This window comes from Vibrio sp. SS-MA-C1-2 (genome assembly GCF_021513135.1).
Classification (GTDB): Bacteria; Pseudomonadota; Gammaproteobacteria; order Enterobacterales; family Vibrionaceae.
Map to the genome: position 1 here is coordinate 1,342,778 of NZ_CP090981.1, position 16,804 is coordinate 1,359,581.

Annotated in this window: 18 protein-coding genes; 15 read left to right on the top strand and 3 right to left on the bottom strand. The window is 39.8% G+C overall.

Annotated features, from left to right (window positions below):
- Positions 1-105: 105 nt before the first annotated feature.
- Positions 106-717, bottom strand: coding sequence for a nucleoside triphosphate pyrophosphatase (locus L0B53_RS10705; RefSeq protein WP_235062025.1), 612 nt, complete (start codon positions 715-717; stop codon positions 106-108).
- A 332-nt stretch (positions 718-1,049) separates the two neighbouring features.
- Between L0B53_RS10705 and yceD the strand changes: the two genes are divergently transcribed.
- The 15 genes from yceD (at position 1,050) to L0B53_RS10780 (ending at position 14,422) form a co-directional block, all read left to right on the top strand.
- Positions 1,050-1,571 (top strand): 23S rRNA accumulation protein YceD, encoded by a 522-nt coding sequence (yceD, locus tag L0B53_RS10710; RefSeq protein WP_235062026.1) that lies wholly within the window; start codon positions 1,050-1,052, stop codon positions 1,569-1,571.
- A gap of 18 nt (positions 1,572-1,589) precedes the next feature.
- A complete protein-coding gene (gene rpmF, locus L0B53_RS10715) occupies positions 1,590-1,763 on the top strand; it encodes a 50S ribosomal protein L32 (protein WP_235062027.1) in 174 nt (57 codons plus the stop codon).
- An 8-nt stretch (positions 1,764-1,771) separates the two neighbouring features.
- Positions 1,772-2,797 carry a phosphate acyltransferase PlsX gene (gene plsX, locus L0B53_RS10720; RefSeq protein WP_235062028.1) on the top strand — a complete coding sequence of 342 codons (1,026 nt, stop codon included), beginning with the start codon at positions 1,772-1,774 and terminating at the stop codon, positions 2,795-2,797.
- Positions 2,798-2,802: 5 nt separating this feature from the next.
- The gene (locus tag L0B53_RS10725) at positions 2,803-3,756 is read left to right on the top strand and encodes a beta-ketoacyl-ACP synthase III (protein ID WP_235062029.1); all 954 of its coding nucleotides are present in this window, start codon (positions 2,803-2,805) and stop codon (positions 3,754-3,756) included.
- A 76-nt stretch (positions 3,757-3,832) separates the two neighbouring features.
- A complete protein-coding gene (fabD, locus tag L0B53_RS10730) occupies positions 3,833-4,756 on the top strand; it encodes an ACP S-malonyltransferase (protein WP_235062030.1) in 924 nt (307 codons plus the stop codon).
- A gap of 18 nt (positions 4,757-4,774) precedes the next feature.
- Complete coding sequence (gene fabG / locus L0B53_RS10735) at positions 4,775-5,509, top strand: 3-oxoacyl-ACP reductase FabG (RefSeq protein ID WP_235062231.1); 735 nt, start codon at positions 4,775-4,777, stop codon at positions 5,507-5,509.
- Between the two features lie 148 nt (positions 5,510-5,657).
- Positions 5,658-5,891, top strand: coding sequence for an acyl carrier protein (gene acpP, locus L0B53_RS10740; RefSeq protein WP_235062031.1), 234 nt, complete (start codon positions 5,658-5,660; stop codon positions 5,889-5,891).
- Positions 5,892-5,976: 85 nt separating this feature from the next.
- Positions 5,977-7,215 (top strand): beta-ketoacyl-ACP synthase II, encoded by a 1,239-nt coding sequence (gene fabF / locus L0B53_RS10745; protein ID WP_235062032.1) that lies wholly within the window; start codon positions 5,977-5,979, stop codon positions 7,213-7,215.
- A 198-nt stretch (positions 7,216-7,413) separates the two neighbouring features.
- The gene (pabC, locus tag L0B53_RS10750; RefSeq protein ID WP_235062033.1) at positions 7,414-8,121 is read left to right on the top strand and encodes an aminodeoxychorismate lyase; all 708 of its coding nucleotides are present in this window, start codon (positions 7,414-7,416) and stop codon (positions 8,119-8,121) included.
- The gene (mltG, locus tag L0B53_RS10755; RefSeq protein WP_235062034.1) at positions 8,115-9,164 is read left to right on the top strand and encodes an endolytic transglycosylase MltG; all 1,050 of its coding nucleotides are present in this window, start codon (positions 8,115-8,117) and stop codon (positions 9,162-9,164) included. The genes pabC and mltG overlap by 7 nt, the downstream gene beginning before the upstream one ends.
- A gap of 1 nt (position 9,165) precedes the next feature.
- Positions 9,166-9,807: a dTMP kinase gene (gene tmk, locus L0B53_RS10760; RefSeq protein WP_235062035.1), complete on the top strand. Its 642-nt coding sequence runs from the start codon at positions 9,166-9,168 to the stop codon at positions 9,805-9,807.
- Between the two features lie 2 nt (positions 9,808-9,809).
- Complete coding sequence (gene holB / locus L0B53_RS10765; RefSeq protein ID WP_235062036.1) at positions 9,810-10,799, top strand: DNA polymerase III subunit delta'; 990 nt, start codon at positions 9,810-9,812, stop codon at positions 10,797-10,799.
- The gene (locus tag L0B53_RS10770) at positions 10,800-11,570 is read left to right on the top strand and encodes a TatD family hydrolase (RefSeq protein ID WP_235062037.1); all 771 of its coding nucleotides are present in this window, start codon (positions 10,800-10,802) and stop codon (positions 11,568-11,570) included.
- 453 nt (positions 11,571-12,023) lie between these two features.
- A complete protein-coding gene (ptsG, locus tag L0B53_RS10775; protein WP_235062038.1) occupies positions 12,024-13,454 on the top strand; it encodes a PTS glucose transporter subunit IIBC in 1,431 nt (476 codons plus the stop codon).
- 404 nt (positions 13,455-13,858) lie between these two features.
- Positions 13,859-14,422 (top strand): PhnA domain-containing protein, encoded by a 564-nt coding sequence (locus tag L0B53_RS10780; RefSeq protein ID WP_235062039.1) that lies wholly within the window; start codon positions 13,859-13,861, stop codon positions 14,420-14,422.
- A gap of 267 nt (positions 14,423-14,689) precedes the next feature.
- On the opposite strand, the gene L0B53_RS10785 is transcribed toward L0B53_RS10780, so the two are convergent.
- Together L0B53_RS10785 and cls are read right to left on the bottom strand one after the other, a co-directional pair.
- A complete protein-coding gene (locus L0B53_RS10785; protein ID WP_235062040.1) occupies positions 14,690-14,899 on the bottom strand; it encodes a cold-shock protein in 210 nt (69 codons plus the stop codon).
- Positions 14,900-15,184: 285 nt separating this feature from the next.
- Positions 15,185-16,654: a cardiolipin synthase gene (gene cls / locus L0B53_RS10790; protein WP_235062041.1), complete on the bottom strand. Its 1,470-nt coding sequence runs from the start codon at positions 16,652-16,654 to the stop codon at positions 15,185-15,187.
- Positions 16,655-16,804: the final 150 nt, after the last annotated feature.

Sequence of the window (16,804 nt, forward strand, 5' to 3'; positions counted from 1 at the left end):
TCGGCGGCAAGTGAGTGAGGCCCCATGTACTATATGATTGGGGCGAACGAATACAGCCAACAACCTAGCGACTTCAAGTATGAAGGGTATCAATCTTAAATGGGGTTAATTTAGCTGTTCTAACACATTAAAGCCCTGATTTCTCAATAATTCAGTGAGTGTAATTAATGGGAGACCAATTAATGTATTTGGATCTTTGCCTTCTAGACGTTCAAATAAGGTAATTCCTAACCCTTCAGATTTAAAGCTACCAGCACAATTTAAGGGTTGTTCTTGTGCGATATAGCGATGGATTTCATTATCAGTTAATATTCGAAAGTGGACATGAAAAAGTTCACATCTGGTTTCTGTTTGATTGGTTTTACAATTATGTAATGCTAAACCCGTATAGAATGTGATCGTTTTACCGCTGGCATTTTTCAATTGTTGAAATGCTTTTTCTGTGGTGTGGGGTTTACCGATAATTTGCTCATCTATGACACAAACTTGATCTGAGCCGATCACTAAGGTTGTTTGTTTAGTTGAATGAATTTTAACGGTAGATGCAACCGCTAAGGCTTTATTTTTTGCCAAGCGAGTGACGAGATCCACTGCGGATTCACTTTCTTTTACTGTCTCATCCGTTTCAGGGTTTTGACAAACAAAAGGAATCGATAACTTTTCCAATATTTGACGACGGAAAGGGGATGTCGATGCTAAAATAAGATGATATTGCAAATGAGACCTCTTTTTTATTTGGGGTATTATTTTTAATGATTTTATAAGTACTTTTAAATTTTTATCATTATTGATCTAACAATGATAATCCGGTGATATATTGATATTCTGATACTGAGAATACGGCTGTTTGATAGTAATAAATATGGTTAACTTATCAACAATCAGTATTTATCTCTAGATTATTGATCATTTATTCGATGATTACAGGTTGATTATAGTTTGATCGATGATTAATATTTTATATCACCAGCAGAGAGAATGAAAAAAAGAGAAGAATTTCTTCCATTTCCTTTGACTAAATTGACAGAGAAAGATAAGATGCGCGCCCTATGCAAAAGGTAAAGTTACCGCTAACGATTGATCCGATAAAAGCTGCTCAAAAGCGACTTGACTATAATGGTATTGTTAAGTCATCACTTTTTAAGCGCCTTAATGAATCAGTCCAGAGCGTAAATAGTGATGTGAGTGTAACACTCTCGTTCGATGTTGATGAACAGAAACTAACTGTGATGCGTGGTAAAGCGGAAGCAGAAGTGACGTTAACATGTCAGCGTTGTACTAAAGGTTTTACTCATAACTATAAAATTGAATTCATATACAGTCCGCTGTTTAAGCCTGAACAGATTGAGGATTTACCAGAAGCTTACGAGCCGACGGATCTTGATGAAAATGGTGAGATTAACTTACTAGAAATCATCGAGGATGAGTTACTACTCGCACTACCACAAGTTGCTATGCATAAACTGAGCGATTGTTCAGTGAATGAAGGTGACATGGTGTTTGGAATTATTCCAGAAGTCGAAGAGAAACCAAATCCATTCGCTGTTTTGGAAACATTGAAAACAAAGTAATTAGTAGGAGTAGGGTCAATGGCCGTACAAAAAAGTAAAAAGTCACGCGCACGCCGTGGCATGCGTCGTTCACACGATGCGCTAACTAACACTGCAGCAACGTCTGTAGACAGCACTTCTGGCGAAACTCACCTTCGTCATAACGTGACTGCTGACGGTTACTACCGTGGCCGCAAGGTAATCAACAAGTAGGTTGAACCTTGACTGGTATAACCCTTGCTATTGATGCAATGGGTGGGGATCATGGTCCCTTAGTTATAGTGCCTGCCTCTGTGCAGGCATTATCACATTTCCCTTCGCTCAAAATCATTCTTATTGGTGATCACTCCCTGATTACTGAGCAGCTAATTGCTGACGATTCCTCTATTCTTGAACGATTAACTATTGTGCATACCGAACAGGTTATTGCCGATGAGTTGCAACCCTCTAAAGCCTTAAGATCCAGTAAAAATAGTTCGATGTCTCTTGCCCTTGATTATGTTGAAAGTGGTCATGCGGATGCGTGTGTTAGTGCAGGTAATACTGGTGCATTAATGGTACTTTCTCGTCTAAAACTTAAATCATTATCAATTATCGAGCGTCCAGCTTTAGTTTCTGTACTGCCAACCAATGATAATAAACGCGTTTGGCTATTAGATTTAGGGGCAAATGTAAATTGTGATGTTGATATGCTCTATCAATTTGCATTGATGGGATCGGTATTAGCTGAGGAACACCTGAATTATCAACCAAGAGTTGGGTTACTTAACATTGGTTCTGAACAGAATAAAGGTAATGATACGATTCGTCACTGTAGTCAATTGCTTTCAGAAACTAAAGATATTAACTATATTGGTTATATTGAAGGGAATGATATCTATAACGATAAAGTTGATGTGATTGTCTGTGATGGATTTGTTGGAAATGTCTGTTTAAAAACCAGTGAAGGCGTTGCCGATCTTTTTGTTAATAAATTTAGAAATCACTTAAATAGGCATAAAATCAAAGGAATTATTGCTAAATGGCTGTTTAGTGAACTATTTAAGGAGATAGAACAGTTGAACCCCGACCAGTATAACGGTGCAAGTCTGTTAGGATTGCGGGGAATTGTTGTAAAGAGCCATGGACGTGCAGACCATAGTGCATTTTTTAATGCAATAGAAGAAGCGATACAAGAAGTGGAACGGAAAATTCCTGATAAAATCAGAGACCGTTTAGAAACCGTCTTAATTGAGAGGCATTATTAGTCTTCATGTTTAGTAAAATTCTAGGTACAGGCAGCTACTTGCCGTCTCAAATCCGCACTAATGCCGATTTAGAGAAAATGGTAGATACAAGCGATGAGTGGATTGTAACGCGCACGGGTATCAAAGAGAGAAGAATCTCTGGCCCAGATGAGACTGTTGCGACAATGGCTTATGAAGCTTCCCTAAAAGCGATTGAAATGGCGAATATTGATAAGTCAGAAATTGGTTTAGTCATTGTTGCAACCACGAGCGGAAGTCACGCTTTCCCATCCTCTGCATGTCAAGTTCAAGGTATGTTAGGCCTCGGTGAGTGCCCTGCGTTTGATCTTGGTGCGGCATGTGCCGGTTTTAGTTATGCTTTAAGCGTTGCCGATCAGTATGTGAAAAGTGGGGCGGTGAAAAATGCCCTCGTGATCGGGTCTGATGCTCTATCTAAAACCTGTAATCCAGAAGATCGTGGAACGATCATTATCTTTGGTGATGGTGCTGGTGCTTGTATTATTGGCCAAAGTGAAGAGCCGGGAATTATCTCGACGCATTTAAAAGCCGATGGCCGATATGGTGACTTATTAAGCCTTCCTACTCCATCTCGTGGTGAGAGTGGCGATGATGCTTGGTTGCATATGTCAGGAAACGAAGTTTTTAAGATGGCTGTCACTCAACTGTCTAATATTGTAAAAGAGACATTAGCCCATAATCAACTTGATAAAACCGAGTTAGATTGGCTTGTTCCTCATCAAGCAAATGTTCGAATTATTAATGCGACGGCGAAAAAACTGGGTATGTCAGCGGAGCAAGTTGTCATCACATTAGATCGCCATGGCAATACTTCTGCAGCATCTGTTCCGGCAGCTCTTGATGAAGCGGTACGTGATGGTCGTATTCAACGAGGACAGCTGATTTTATTAGAAGCCTTTGGTGGTGGATTCACTTGGGGTTCTGCGCTGGTTCGTTTCTAAGAGCTGGTTTATCTCTAAGTGCAGAGTGAAAACTGTCTATTGTTGCAAGAAATTTCGAGATTATAAGGATAATGAAATGAGTAAGATTGCTGCGGTATTTCCGGGTCAAGGTTCTCAAACGGTAGGTATGTTAGCTGAGTTGGCTGAACAGTATCCGATTGTTATTGATACATTTAAACAAGCTTCTGATGTACTAGGTTATGACTTATGGGCATTGGTTCAAGATGGCCCAGTTGAGCAATTAGGTGAGACGTTCCGTACTCAACCAGCTCTATTAACAGCATCTGTCGCGATTTGGCGTGTATGGCAACAGCAAGAATTACCACAACCTGAATTACTAGCAGGTCACAGTTTAGGTGAATACTCTGCATTAGTTTGTGCGGATGTGATTGACTTTGAACAAGCGGTTAAACTTGTTGAGCAACGTGGACATTTCATGCAAGAAGCAGTACCAGCAGGTATTGGTGCAATGTCAGCTATTATTGGTTTAGCTGATGATGCGATTGCGACAGCATGTAGTGAAGCAGCACAAGGTGAAGTGGTTTCTCCTGTTAATTATAACTCACCAGGTCAAGTGGTTATTGCGGGTAACAAAGCGGCAGTTGAACGTGCAAACGTACTGTGTAAAGAAGCTGGCGCTAAACGTGCTCTTCCGCTTCCAGTTTCTGTGCCATCGCATTGTGAACTGATGAAACCTGCTGCTGAAAAATTGGCTACAGCATTGGCTGAAATCGAATTTAAAACACCCACTATCCCTGTTGTTAATAATGTGGATGTTGCTGTTGAAACGGATCCAGCAGCAATTAAAGATGCGCTTGTTCGTCAACTTTACCGCCCTGTTCGTTGGACAGAATGTGTTGAGTATATGGCACAACAAGGTATTGAAACACTTGTAGAGCAAGGTCCAGGTAAAGTATTAACTGGATTAACCAAACGTATTAACCGTAGCTTAAGTAGCGTTGCTGTGAATACTCCAGAAGCGTTAGATGCGGCTAAATAAAAATCGTAAGGATTGATGATGAGTTTAGAAGGTAAAATCGCCCTAATTACAGGTGCAAGCCGTGGTATCGGTCGTGCAACAGCAGAGCTGCTTGTTGAGCGCGGTGCGGTAGTTATTGGTACAGCAACATCAGAGAAAGGTGCTGAAGCTATTAGTGCTTACCTTGGTGATAACGGTAAAGGTATGATGTTAGATGTGACATCACCAGAATCGGTTGAATCTGTGCTTAAAGCGATTAAAGAACAGTTCGGTGATATTGAAATTTTGGTTAATAACGCCGGTATTACGCGTGATAACCTGATGTTACGCATGAAAGAAGATGAGTGGCAAGATATCCTTGATACTAACTTAACGCCAATTTATCGTCTTTCTAAAGCGGTACTTCGTCCAATGATGAAGAAACGTTTTGGTCGTATTATCAATATCGGATCTGTTGTTGGCACGATGGGTAATGCAGGTCAAACAAATTACGCTGCGGCAAAAGCAGGCGTGATTGGCTTTACTAAATCATTAGCACGAGAAGTCGCATCACGAGGTATTACCGTGAATACAGTGGCTCCTGGTTTTATTGAAACAGATATGACAAAGGCGCTAAACGATGAACAACGTGCTGCGACTCTGTCACAAGTTCCTGCTGGTCGCTTAGGTGATCCGCGTGAAATTGCATCAGTAGTTGCATTTTTAGCTGCTGACGAAGCCGCATACATGACAGGAGAAACTCTGCATGTGAACGGTGGAATGTACATGGTGTAGATAAAAAGTTGCAATTATTGCCAACTAAGGTCAAACTCTGTTGGGAAAAACCTGGTTCGACCAGAATCATGGTTGTTGCAAAGTTATCAGTATTGAATAAAATATCATAAGTAATCGCATCTGCGAATCTTGAAAGGAAAAAAATAGCATGAGCAATATCGAAGAACGCGTAAGAAAAATCATCATTGAGCAACTAGGTGTTAAAGAAGAAGAAGTGAAAAATGAATCTTCTTTCCAAGATGACCTTGGTGCTGACTCTCTAGATACAGTTGAACTAGTAATGGCTCTAGAAGAAGAATTTGATACTGAGATTCCAGACGAAGACGCTGAGAAGATCATCACTGTTCAAGCTGCTATCGATTACGTAAACAGCCAACAGTAATAAAATCACTCAGGCGATCAACATGATCGCCTGAGTTCTATTTATATTTCAAAACTCCCCCTCTCTCACTCCGGAGAAAGTTATCGTGTCCAAACGTCGCGTAGTAGTTACAGGCATGGGTATGTTGTCCCCGGTTGGCAACTCTGTTGAATCTTCTTGGCAAGCACTTTTAGCTGGCAAAAGCGGAATTACAACAATCGATCATTTTGATACAACTGGTTTCGCAACCCGCATTGCAGGTCTTATTAATGACTTCAATTGCGAAGACTACATGTCAAAAAAAGATGCTCGTAAAATGGATTTATTCATCCAATATGGTGTTGCTGCTGGTATTCAAGCCCTAAACGATTCTGGCATTAATGTGACAGATGAAAATGCTCACCGTATTGGTGTAGCTATCGGTTCTGGTATTGGTGGTCTTGGCTTAATTGAAGCAAATCATCATAACCTTATTGAAAAAGGTCCTCGTAAGATCAGTCCGTTCTTTGTTCCATCAACCATTGTCAATATGATTGCTGGACACCTTTCTATTATGAATGGTCTTCGTGGTCCAAATATTGCTATCTCTACAGCATGTACAACAGGCTTACACAACATTGGCCATGCAGCGCGCATGATTGCTTATGGTGATGCTGATGCCATGCTAGCGGGTGGAGCTGAAAAAGCCTCTACGCCACTAGGCATGGGTGGATTTGCTGCCGCTAAAGCACTTTCTACTCGTAATGATGACCCACAAGGCGCATCTCGCCCTTGGGATCGTGACCGTGATGGTTTCGTACTGGGTGACGGTGCTGGCATGATGTTTGTTGAAGAATATGAGCATGCAAAAGCACGTGGTGCAAATATCTATTGTGAAATCGTTGGTTTTGGTATGAGTGGTGACGCTTATCACATGACAACACCAACGCCAGATGGTTCTGGTGGTGCGTTAGCCATGGAAGCAGCGATTCGTGATGCAGGTATCTCTCCAGAGCAGATTGGCTATGTCAATGCTCATGGTACTTCAACACCAAGCGGTGATGTTGCAGAAACCCTAGGCATTAAACGTGCAATGGGTGATGCTGCAAATCGTGTTATGGTTTCTTCAACCAAATCAATGACCGGTCACTTATTGGGTGCTGCAGGTTCTGTTGAATCGATTATCACTGCGATGTCACTGGTTGATCAAGCTGTGCCGCCAACCATTAATCTAGAAAACCCAGACGAAGGGTGTGATTTAGATTATGTACCAGGTGAAGCGCGTCAAGCTAACTTAGAGTATGCAATGTGTAACTCTTTTGGCTTTGGTGGTACAAATGGTTCTCTTCTGCTGAAGAAAATCTAATACGGCACTGATATTATAAAAAGGTTCGGTCTGGTTGTCAGAGCGAACCTTTTTTTATACCTATGAATTGAATGTGAGGCTTATGACAATTTGGGTGAATTACCGACAAGATGACAGCATCAATCCACTTGATCGTGGAACTCAATATGGCGATGGCTGTTTTACAACGATTTATTGTTGCCAAGAAATAGCGATTAATTGGTCTGCTCACTTAAATCGATTAAAAAAAGTGCACAATTTTTACAACTTGGCGAAATAGATTGGAATAAATTAAGTCTATTTATCAGCGAAAAAGCCCAAAAATGTATTGAACCTGCCGTTTTAAAAGTAACATTAACTCGTGGTATTGGAGGCAGAGGCTATAGTCCAATAGGGTGTCATCAACCGACAATCATTATCTCTCAATCTGTTTGGCCCTCTTATTATCACGATTGGCAGAAAAAAGGGATTACACTGGGGGTTAACAGCTACCGATTAGGACAAAATCCAGAACTTGCAGGCTATAAACATTGTAATCGTTTAGAGCAAGTATTGATTAAACAGAAATTAGAACAAACCCCTCATGATGATAGCGTTGTCTGTGATTTTAAGGGCAATATTATCGAAACTAGTGCCAGTAATATCTTTTGGTTAAAGGATAATGTGTTCTATACTCCTAATCTAGAATTGGCGGGTGTATTAGGCATAATGAGACAGCAAGTTATTGATTATTTAGCGCAACAAAATCAGACGATTAAGATTGTTAATCGTCAAATAGAAACCCTTGATGCATGTGATGAAATATTTATCACTAATGCACTAATGGGGATTGTGCCCGTTAATACCTTTATTAATCAACAAAATTGTCATTACTCATTTTCAATGAAAAGAACATTACAGATACAAAAGGAACTGATTCAATGTTAAAAAAACTCATTTGGATGTTTGTTGTTATTACTTTACTTGTTGCTGGCGCTCTATTTTGGGGAAAAGCTCAGTTTGATAACTACCTTTCATCACCAACATTGAACGTTGAACAAGCATTAATGACGGTGAAACCAAGAACATCGTTTAACCAGTTACTTTCTCAATTGGAACAGCAGAAAGTTATCTCTTCGCCAAAATTAGATCAGGTGACCCAATGGCTACACCCAAACTTAACGCAAGTGTTAATACGCTATATTCATCCTGAACTGACTCAATTTAAAGCGGGCACTTTTGCTATTGAAACTGGCGGGAGTGTACAACAAGCACTTAATACCTTGGTTAAGGGGCAAGAGTATCAGTTTACAATGACGTTAGTTGAAGGGGAAACATTCAAACAATGGCGTCAATATTTTAAAGGTGTGGACTCCATAGAACATAAAACGGACACCATGAGTGAAGCTGATATTGCGCAGTATCTAGGGAGTTCTCATAAAAAACTGGAAGGATTACTCTTGCCTGAGACCTATCATTACACCATGGGGACTTCAGATTTAGAGATCTTAAAGCGAGCCTATCAACAGATGGATCGCTTACTACAACAACAGTGGGAAAAGCGTAAAAATACTGCGAGAGTTAAAACACCTTATCAAGCGCTTATTTTAGGCTCTATCATCGAAAAAGAGACCGGAATCAGTGGCGAACGAGGCCTTGTTTCGTCTGTATTTAATAACCGCTTGAAAAAAGGGATGAGATTACAGACTGATCCAACGGTTATTTATGGCATGGGAGAGCGCTATAACGGGAATATTACTCGTAAAGATTTACGGACTCGAACTGCTTATAATACTTATGTCATTAATGGACTGCCACCAACACCGATTGCGATGATGAGTCGAGCCTCATTAATCGCCGCCTTAAATCCAGAAAAGAGTAACTATTACTATTTTGTTGCTGATGGAACCGGTGGGCATAAGTTTTCTACAACATTACGACAGCATAACCAAGCTGTACGTGCATATTTAAAAACATTAAAAAAGAAATAATATGATCAATACAGAAAAAGCCAAGTTTATCGTCATTGAAGGGTTAGAAGGTGCTGGAAAGAGTACCGCCATTAGCCAAGTACTTTCATTACTGGCTGAGTTTAATATTTCATCACCAGTGACAACGCGAGAACCTGGAGGAACGCCGTTAGCTGAAAAGATGCGAGCGCTAGTTAAAGAGGGGGATGATAATGAACCATTAACAGATATGGCTGAATTACTGCTTCTTTATGCTGCTCGTATTCAGTTAGTCAATAACGTTATAAAACCTGCGTTAAATCGTGGTCAATGGGTCGTTGGTGATCGTCATGATCTTTCGTCGCAAGCCTATCAAGGTGGAGGGCGAGGTTTTGACCAGCAATTGATGCAAAATATGCGAGATATGGTACTAGGGGATTTTTATCCGGACTTTACTATTTATATGGATATTGACCCTGTAGTTGGCTTACAACGAGCTCGTAGTCGTGGAGAACTTGACCGCATTGAGCAGATGAATATTGAATTCTTCCAACGTAGCCGTCAACGTTACTTAGAGTTGGCACAAGATGATCCAACGATTGTAATTATTAATGCTGAGCAATCTCTTGATGATGTGACAAGAGATATTAAAGCTGCGCTGACGAAATGGTTAACAAGCTTATGATAATGAGCAATCAAGTCTCTCCGGTATCTCCTTATCCTTGGCAGCAGACATTATTGAGTCAATGGCAGCAGTTATTACAACAGCAGCGTCTTCATCATGCGATTTTGTTGTCTGGTGTTGAAGGAATGGGGCAGAAGGTGTTATTAAGCTATTTAGCGAAAACGCTACTCTGTCCTCACTCTACGGTTGAACCTTGTCAACAGTGCCATAGTTGCCAGCTGTTTGATGCCAATAATCATCCAGACTTTCATTTGATTGAGTCTGAAAATAGTGTCAAACAGATCGCTGTCGATACTATTCGAAAAAGTAACGAGTTAGCGAGAAAAACGTCTCAACTAGGGGGAGCGCGAGTTATTTTGCTCTCTCAAGCGGAGCAGTTAGGTGAAGCAGCAGCAAATGCATTATTAAAGACCTTAGAAGAGCCACCAGAACAGTGTTACTTTTTGCTTTCTTGTCACCATTTAGATCGTCTATTACCAACTATCGTTAGTCGCTGCAACCGTTGGCACCTTCCTCAACCTGATGAAGTTGAGATAAAAAATTGGGTAGAAGCCAACAGAAATGCGTCAGTTAGTCTACAATTATTAAGATTGAATCGTGGCGCACCATTGGCAACACTCTCTTTTTTGGAGCAAGGTAAAGAGAGCGAACACCAACAGGTTGTTGAACTTTTTTCTCAGTATTTGATTAATAATGGCCAAGGGTGGCAGCTATTAACGAGTGTCTTAGCGAAGTTTTATCCTGATTCATTACAGTGGCTATCCTATTTATTGCTTGATGTTACTAAATGGCAGCAAGGGGTTAATCAAGGTTTAGTTCATTGTGATATGACTGAAGCATTAGTTCAGATCACCATGAAATTTAGTTCTATTGATATTCTCAATCAAATACGAACACTCAATCAGTTACAACGAACATTAGTGACAAATTCAGGCTTAAACAGTGAATTACTCATTGGTGAGTGGCTACTTGGTATTACAGGAGAGCAATAGGTGTTAATCGATTCACATTGTCATTTAGATAAATTAAATTATGACGAATTACACACAGGCATTGATGATGTACTGGAGAAAGCAAAACAGCAAGGGGTCACTAATATCCTTTCTGTTGGGGTGACGTTGGCCTCTTTTCCTGCAATGTTGGAGATGATTGAACCTTATCCAGAGGTTTTTGCCTCTTGTGGTGTTCATCCTTTAGATTTGGAAAATGGTTTTGATGCTGAAATGCTCTCACTGTTGGCCAGTAATCCAAGAGTGATTGCTATTGGTGAAACGGGGTTAGATTACCATTATCATCCTGAACATGCGGAAATTCAGCAGCATGCCTTTCGTCAACAGATTAGGATTGCCAAAGAGTTAAACAAACCGCTGATCATTCATACTCGACAAGCTCGTGAAGATACTTTACGTCTATTGCGTGAAGAAGGAGCCGATCAAGTTGGTGGCGTTATTCATTGCTTTACCGAAGATTGGGAGTTTGCTCAACAAGCAATGGCTCTAGGTTTTTATATCTCTATCTCAGGGATTGTGACCTTTAATAAAGCTTCAGAGTTAAAAGATGTGGTCAGTCGTCTGCCTTTAGAGCGCCTATTAGTGGAAACTGATGCACCCTATTTAGCACCGGTTCCTTATCGCGGTAAAGAGAATCAACCAGCATATGTTAAAGAGGTCGCTCAGTATGTCGCGCTATTAAAGGGGATCTCCTTTGAAGAGGTTGCTGAACAAACTAGCGAAAACTTCAAGAATCTTTTTTTTAATCGATAAATAACTTTTTAGAGGAAATAATAGATAGTGTGAAATGGATCTTTTATTTCCCTTTTTTCTTCCTATTTATGGTTGATTCTTGCTCTATTGTTATGATTGTTTCAATCTTGAGATGAAAATTAATTTCACGCTGCAAATTAAGTGGTGGTTTTATCTGTTTTTTATTTCACGCTATGAATTAATAATGCTTTAACAATCTAATTTCTTTTATTTCATGGTGTTATATTGTTTTGTTAGTGTTTGTATCTTTGCCTTTTCTTTATTTTACGCTGCGAAAAAATGTGATCTATCTTAGGTTTTGAGATAAAGAATCAAACAAATAAGACAATATCGATTACCATATACCTAATCTTTTAAAGAGCACATTTTTCTCACTTGATGTGAATGGAATAACAAATAAGCATCAAGTTAGTTTTATTTTAAGTAAATTTAAGTATTAATTAGGAGTTAATAATGTTTAAGAACTTGTTTGCAAACTTGCAAAAAGTCGGTAAGGCGCTAATGTTGCCTGTATCGGTATTGCCAGTTGCGGGTATTCTATTAGGTGTTGGTGCTGCCAACTTTAGCTGGTTACCAGATATTGTTTCTAACATGATGGAACAAGCGGGTGGTTCAGTATTCGGCCAGATGGCACTACTATTTGCAGTTGGTGTTGCTTTAGGTTTTACAAATAACGACGGTGTTGCTGCTCTAGCAGCGATTGTTGGTTACGGTATCATGACGGCAACACTGAAAGTGATGTCTACTGTTCTAGGTGTAGATAACATTGATGTTGGCGTACTTGGTGGTATCCTAGCGGGTGGTGTTGCAGCGTGGACTTTCCTTAAGTTCTACCGTATTCAACTTCCTGAATACTTAGGCTTCTTCGCTGGTAAGCGTGCTGTGCCAATCATCACAGGTTTCCTATCTATTGCACTAGGTATCATCCTTGCATTCGTATGGCAGCCAATTGGTGGCGGTATCGCAGCATTCTCTGATTGGGCTGCACACCAGAACCCAGTTCTAGCATTCGGTATTTACGGTGTTGTTGAGCGTTCTTTAATCCCATTTGGTCTACACCACGTTTGGAACGTACCGTTCTTCTTCGAAGCGGGTACTTGTACTAACCTTGACGGTAAAGAACTTCACGGTATCTTAACTTGTTACCTATCTGCTGATGATGCATCTCGTGCAGCTGGTAATGGTTTCGGTCAGCTAGCTGGCGGTTACATGTTCAAGATGTTTGGTCTTCCTGCTGCTGCTATCGCAATCGCACACTCTGCTAAGCCAGAAAACCGCGCGAAAGTAATGGGTATCATGGCATCTGCTGCGTTAACTTCATTCCTGACAGGTATTACTGAACCAATCGAATTCTCTTTCCTATTCGTTGCTCCAGTTCTTTATGCAATCCACGCACTACTCGCTGGTTCTGCATTCATGGTGACTAACGCACTAGGTATCGTACACGGTACATCTTTCTCTCACGGTCTGATTGACTTCTTAGTCCTATCAAGCCATGCACAAAAATTAGGCCTAATGATTGTTTGTGGTCTTGTTTATGCTGTTATCTACTACGTTGTATTCCGTGTAGTTATCAAAGCACTAGACCTTAAGACGCCTGGTCGTGAAGATGAAGAAGAGAAAGTCATCTCTGTAGGTTCTGATTCTGAAATGGCGAAAGATCTTGTTGAAGCGTTTGGTGGTAAAGATAACATCACTGGTCTTGATGCTTGTATCACTCGTCTACGTGTTGCTGTAGCAAGTGTTGACAAAGTTGATCAACACCGTCTTAAGCAGCTAGGTGCTGCAGGTGTTGTTGTTGCTGGCGGTGGTGTTCAAGCTATCTTCGGTACTAAATCTGACAACCTTAAAACAGATATGGATGAGTGGATTCGCAATAACTAATTGTGGATTAACACATCACTTAATTAAGATATAGATATTTTAATTAACATAAAAGGGAAGCTCTATTTTGAGCTTCCCTTTTACTATTTATCCCTTTCTTACTTGCAGTTGTTAAGATGTTGACTATACCTAAAATAATTGGCGTTGCTAGTAGGCGGCAAGTGAGTGAGGTCCCATGAGTATAGGTGTACTCTATGATTGGGGCGAACGTTTACAGCCAACAACCTAGCGACTTCAAGTATGAAGGGGATATATTTGTTTATCGTCAACTAACAACGTCAATGACTTTGACTATATTCTCTTCTGATTTGAAATTGATTTTGCAAGTAACCTCGATCTGATTTTCATTTGAAGAGAATCGATCTTATAATAATGCTCTCATAAATGTTAAGGTTATAACTATCATGGCAGTTGAAAAGATATTAATGGAGCGCAGTGGCGCTAAATGTGAACTTTGTGGTGCAGATTCTGATTTAGCAGTATTTGAAGTTTCACCAAGTGATGGCACTGCAAATGAAGCCATTTTAGCTTGTGCGACATGTCGTGGACAGATGGAGCCATCTGTAGAGCTAGATCCTAATCATTGGCGTTGTTTAAATGATAGTATGTGGTCGCCAGAATTAGCGGTACAAGTCATGTCTTGGCGTATGCTAAAACGCCTTTCTTCTGAATCATGGGCACTTGATCTGCTGGATATGATGTATCTTGATGATGACGCTCAAACTTGGGCTGCCGCAGGTCTTGTTGATGATGATGCAGAGAAGCCGCGCGATGTTAATGGTGTTGAACTGAAGAAAGGCGATGATATTACTATCATTAAAGATCTTCCGGTTAAAGGCACTAACCAAGTGATCAAACAGGGGACAGTAGTACGAGGAATTCGTTTAAGTGATGATCCTAAACTTGTCTCTGGCAAAGCAAATGGTCAATCTATGTATATTATTGCGGAATATTCTCGTAAGAAGTAAGGTCTTTTTGATAAGCGTATATTGTCGTATTATTTGGGATCATCCACTGATTGGCTATTAGCAGTTCCAATTACTTTAGATGTAGAGGCACGCATTTTTGATTTTTTATCTGGCGATAAAAGTTAAAGTTGCGTGTTTTTTATTATTAAAAATAAATAATATGGATAGAAGAGGAGATTTAATTATACTTTTATCTTATATAAATAAAAAAATCGCACATTAATATGTACGATTTTTTGCTTTATTCGTGTAGCTACGAGGCAAGCCTTATAGTGGACGAACGTTCTCAGCTTGTGGACCTTTCTGGCCAGAACCGATAGTGAACTCTACTTTTTGGCCTTCAGCTAAAGTTTTGAAACCATCAGATTGGATAGAGCTGAAATGTACGAATACATCAGGTCCGTTATCTTGAGTGATGAAACCAAAACCTTTAGATTCGTTGAAAAACTTAACTGCGCCAGTAACTGTGTTAGACATGATATTGTCCTGTCATTATTAATAAAAAATGTATATGGACTTGCAAAATAACTCTTATTACATTTAATGAATGACAGACCGAAAACTCGAAATGAAACACACTACAAATAAGAAGATTCTCAAGTAGTAACTATTTTACGTTAGGCGCTAGTCATGTCAATCGTTATCCAATATAAAGTTGCTGTTTTTGCTGCTATTTACTCTAAAGTGTGATGCACCGAAATATTTTTAAGCAGAAAGGTAATTTTCAACCTGCAATAATATGATCTCGGTGACTATTTATTGTTAAAGTAACGGGGCAAAAAGATAGAAAAACTGCTCAACAGGTTTATTTATTAATGCTCGTTGTTGCCATGTTCGAGGGTCAACTTGTTCTGACTGCTTTAGATATTGGTGTTGTAGTTGAGTAAATTGATGACAGAATTCAGGCTCATCAATCGCTAGCGTCACTTCGAAATTTAACCATAAACTCCGCATATCCAAATTAACCGTACCAACTAAGCAAAATTCATTATCAATAACGACGGATTTTGTATGTAATAATCCACCTTTAAAACGATGAATATTGACTCCAGCTTCAAATAGCTCTGTGAAGAACGAACGACTAGCCCATTCAACCATTAATGAGTCATTTTTATCGGGAACAATAATATCAACTTGTACACCGCGTTGTGCTGATGTCGTTAAGGCAAGTAAGAGTTGTTCACTCGGAATAAAGTAAGGTGTGGTAATAACCAGAGATTCTCTCGCTTGATGAATAGCTAATAACAGAACCTGTTGGATCATTCCTTCTGGCATGCCTGGACCTGAAGGGATAACTTGAATGGTTGAATCGGCATCATCGTTTTTATTTTGAATAATGGGTTTACTACAATCTGGAAGTGGAGGGAATGCGCGTTCGCCCGTTTCAACTTCCCAATCCCAGGCTTGGATACAGTTTAAAGCTGATACTGTCGGTCCTGTTAAACGGACCATGATATCCACCCATTGACCGACATTGGCATCTTGTTTAAAAAAGCGGGGATCCACCATATTCATTGAGCCTGTATAGGCTATGTGATTATCGATAACGACAATTTTACGATGTAATCGTAGATCAAGACGGCGAAAAAAAGCGCGAAATGGTGAAACTGAGAGTGCTTCAATTAATTGTATACCCGATTTCCTCATTATTTCTGGCCAATGAGAGTTTAAAAACTGTCGGCTTCCTGCGCCATCAAGGAGTAATTTAACATTGACACCGCGTTTACTTGCTTGAATTAAGGCTGCCGCCATATCATCAGCAAGCCCGCCATGATGCCAGATATAAAATTCCAGATGAACCGCCGTGGTCGCTTGTTGAATATCAGCGATCATTGAACGAATGATGTCTTCAGGGGTTTGTTTTAGGGTTAATTGATTATTTGTCAGGCTCGGAATTTCAGTACGATTAAGGCAGAGTTGGTGGATAGGGCGAGCATGAAAACTCATACGTTCAGGTTTATGCACTGCGCAGGTATTTAATTGTTTGAACCACTCTGCAAAAGGGGGAATCATCTCTTTAGAACGGGTTGCTCGTTTACTGCCGAGGTTAAGTTCACCAAATAGGAGGTAACAGATCACACCGACAATAGGAAGAATATATATAATCATTAACCATGCTAAAGAGACACCAATAGCACGGCGTTTGAATACGATACGAAGCGTGACAGAGGCAACCATTAACCAGTAGGCAAAAAGAGCAATCCATGCAAGAACTTGATAAAATTGTTCCATAGTAAAGTTTGTTACCATTAATCACTAATATTAAATTTTAGTATAATTGGAAATATAAAATATGTAGATGAAAAAATGGTATGTTTTGTAATAAATTTCGATAAATTATGGTTATTCGTTATAATATCGTTCTCAATTAACTAAAAGAGC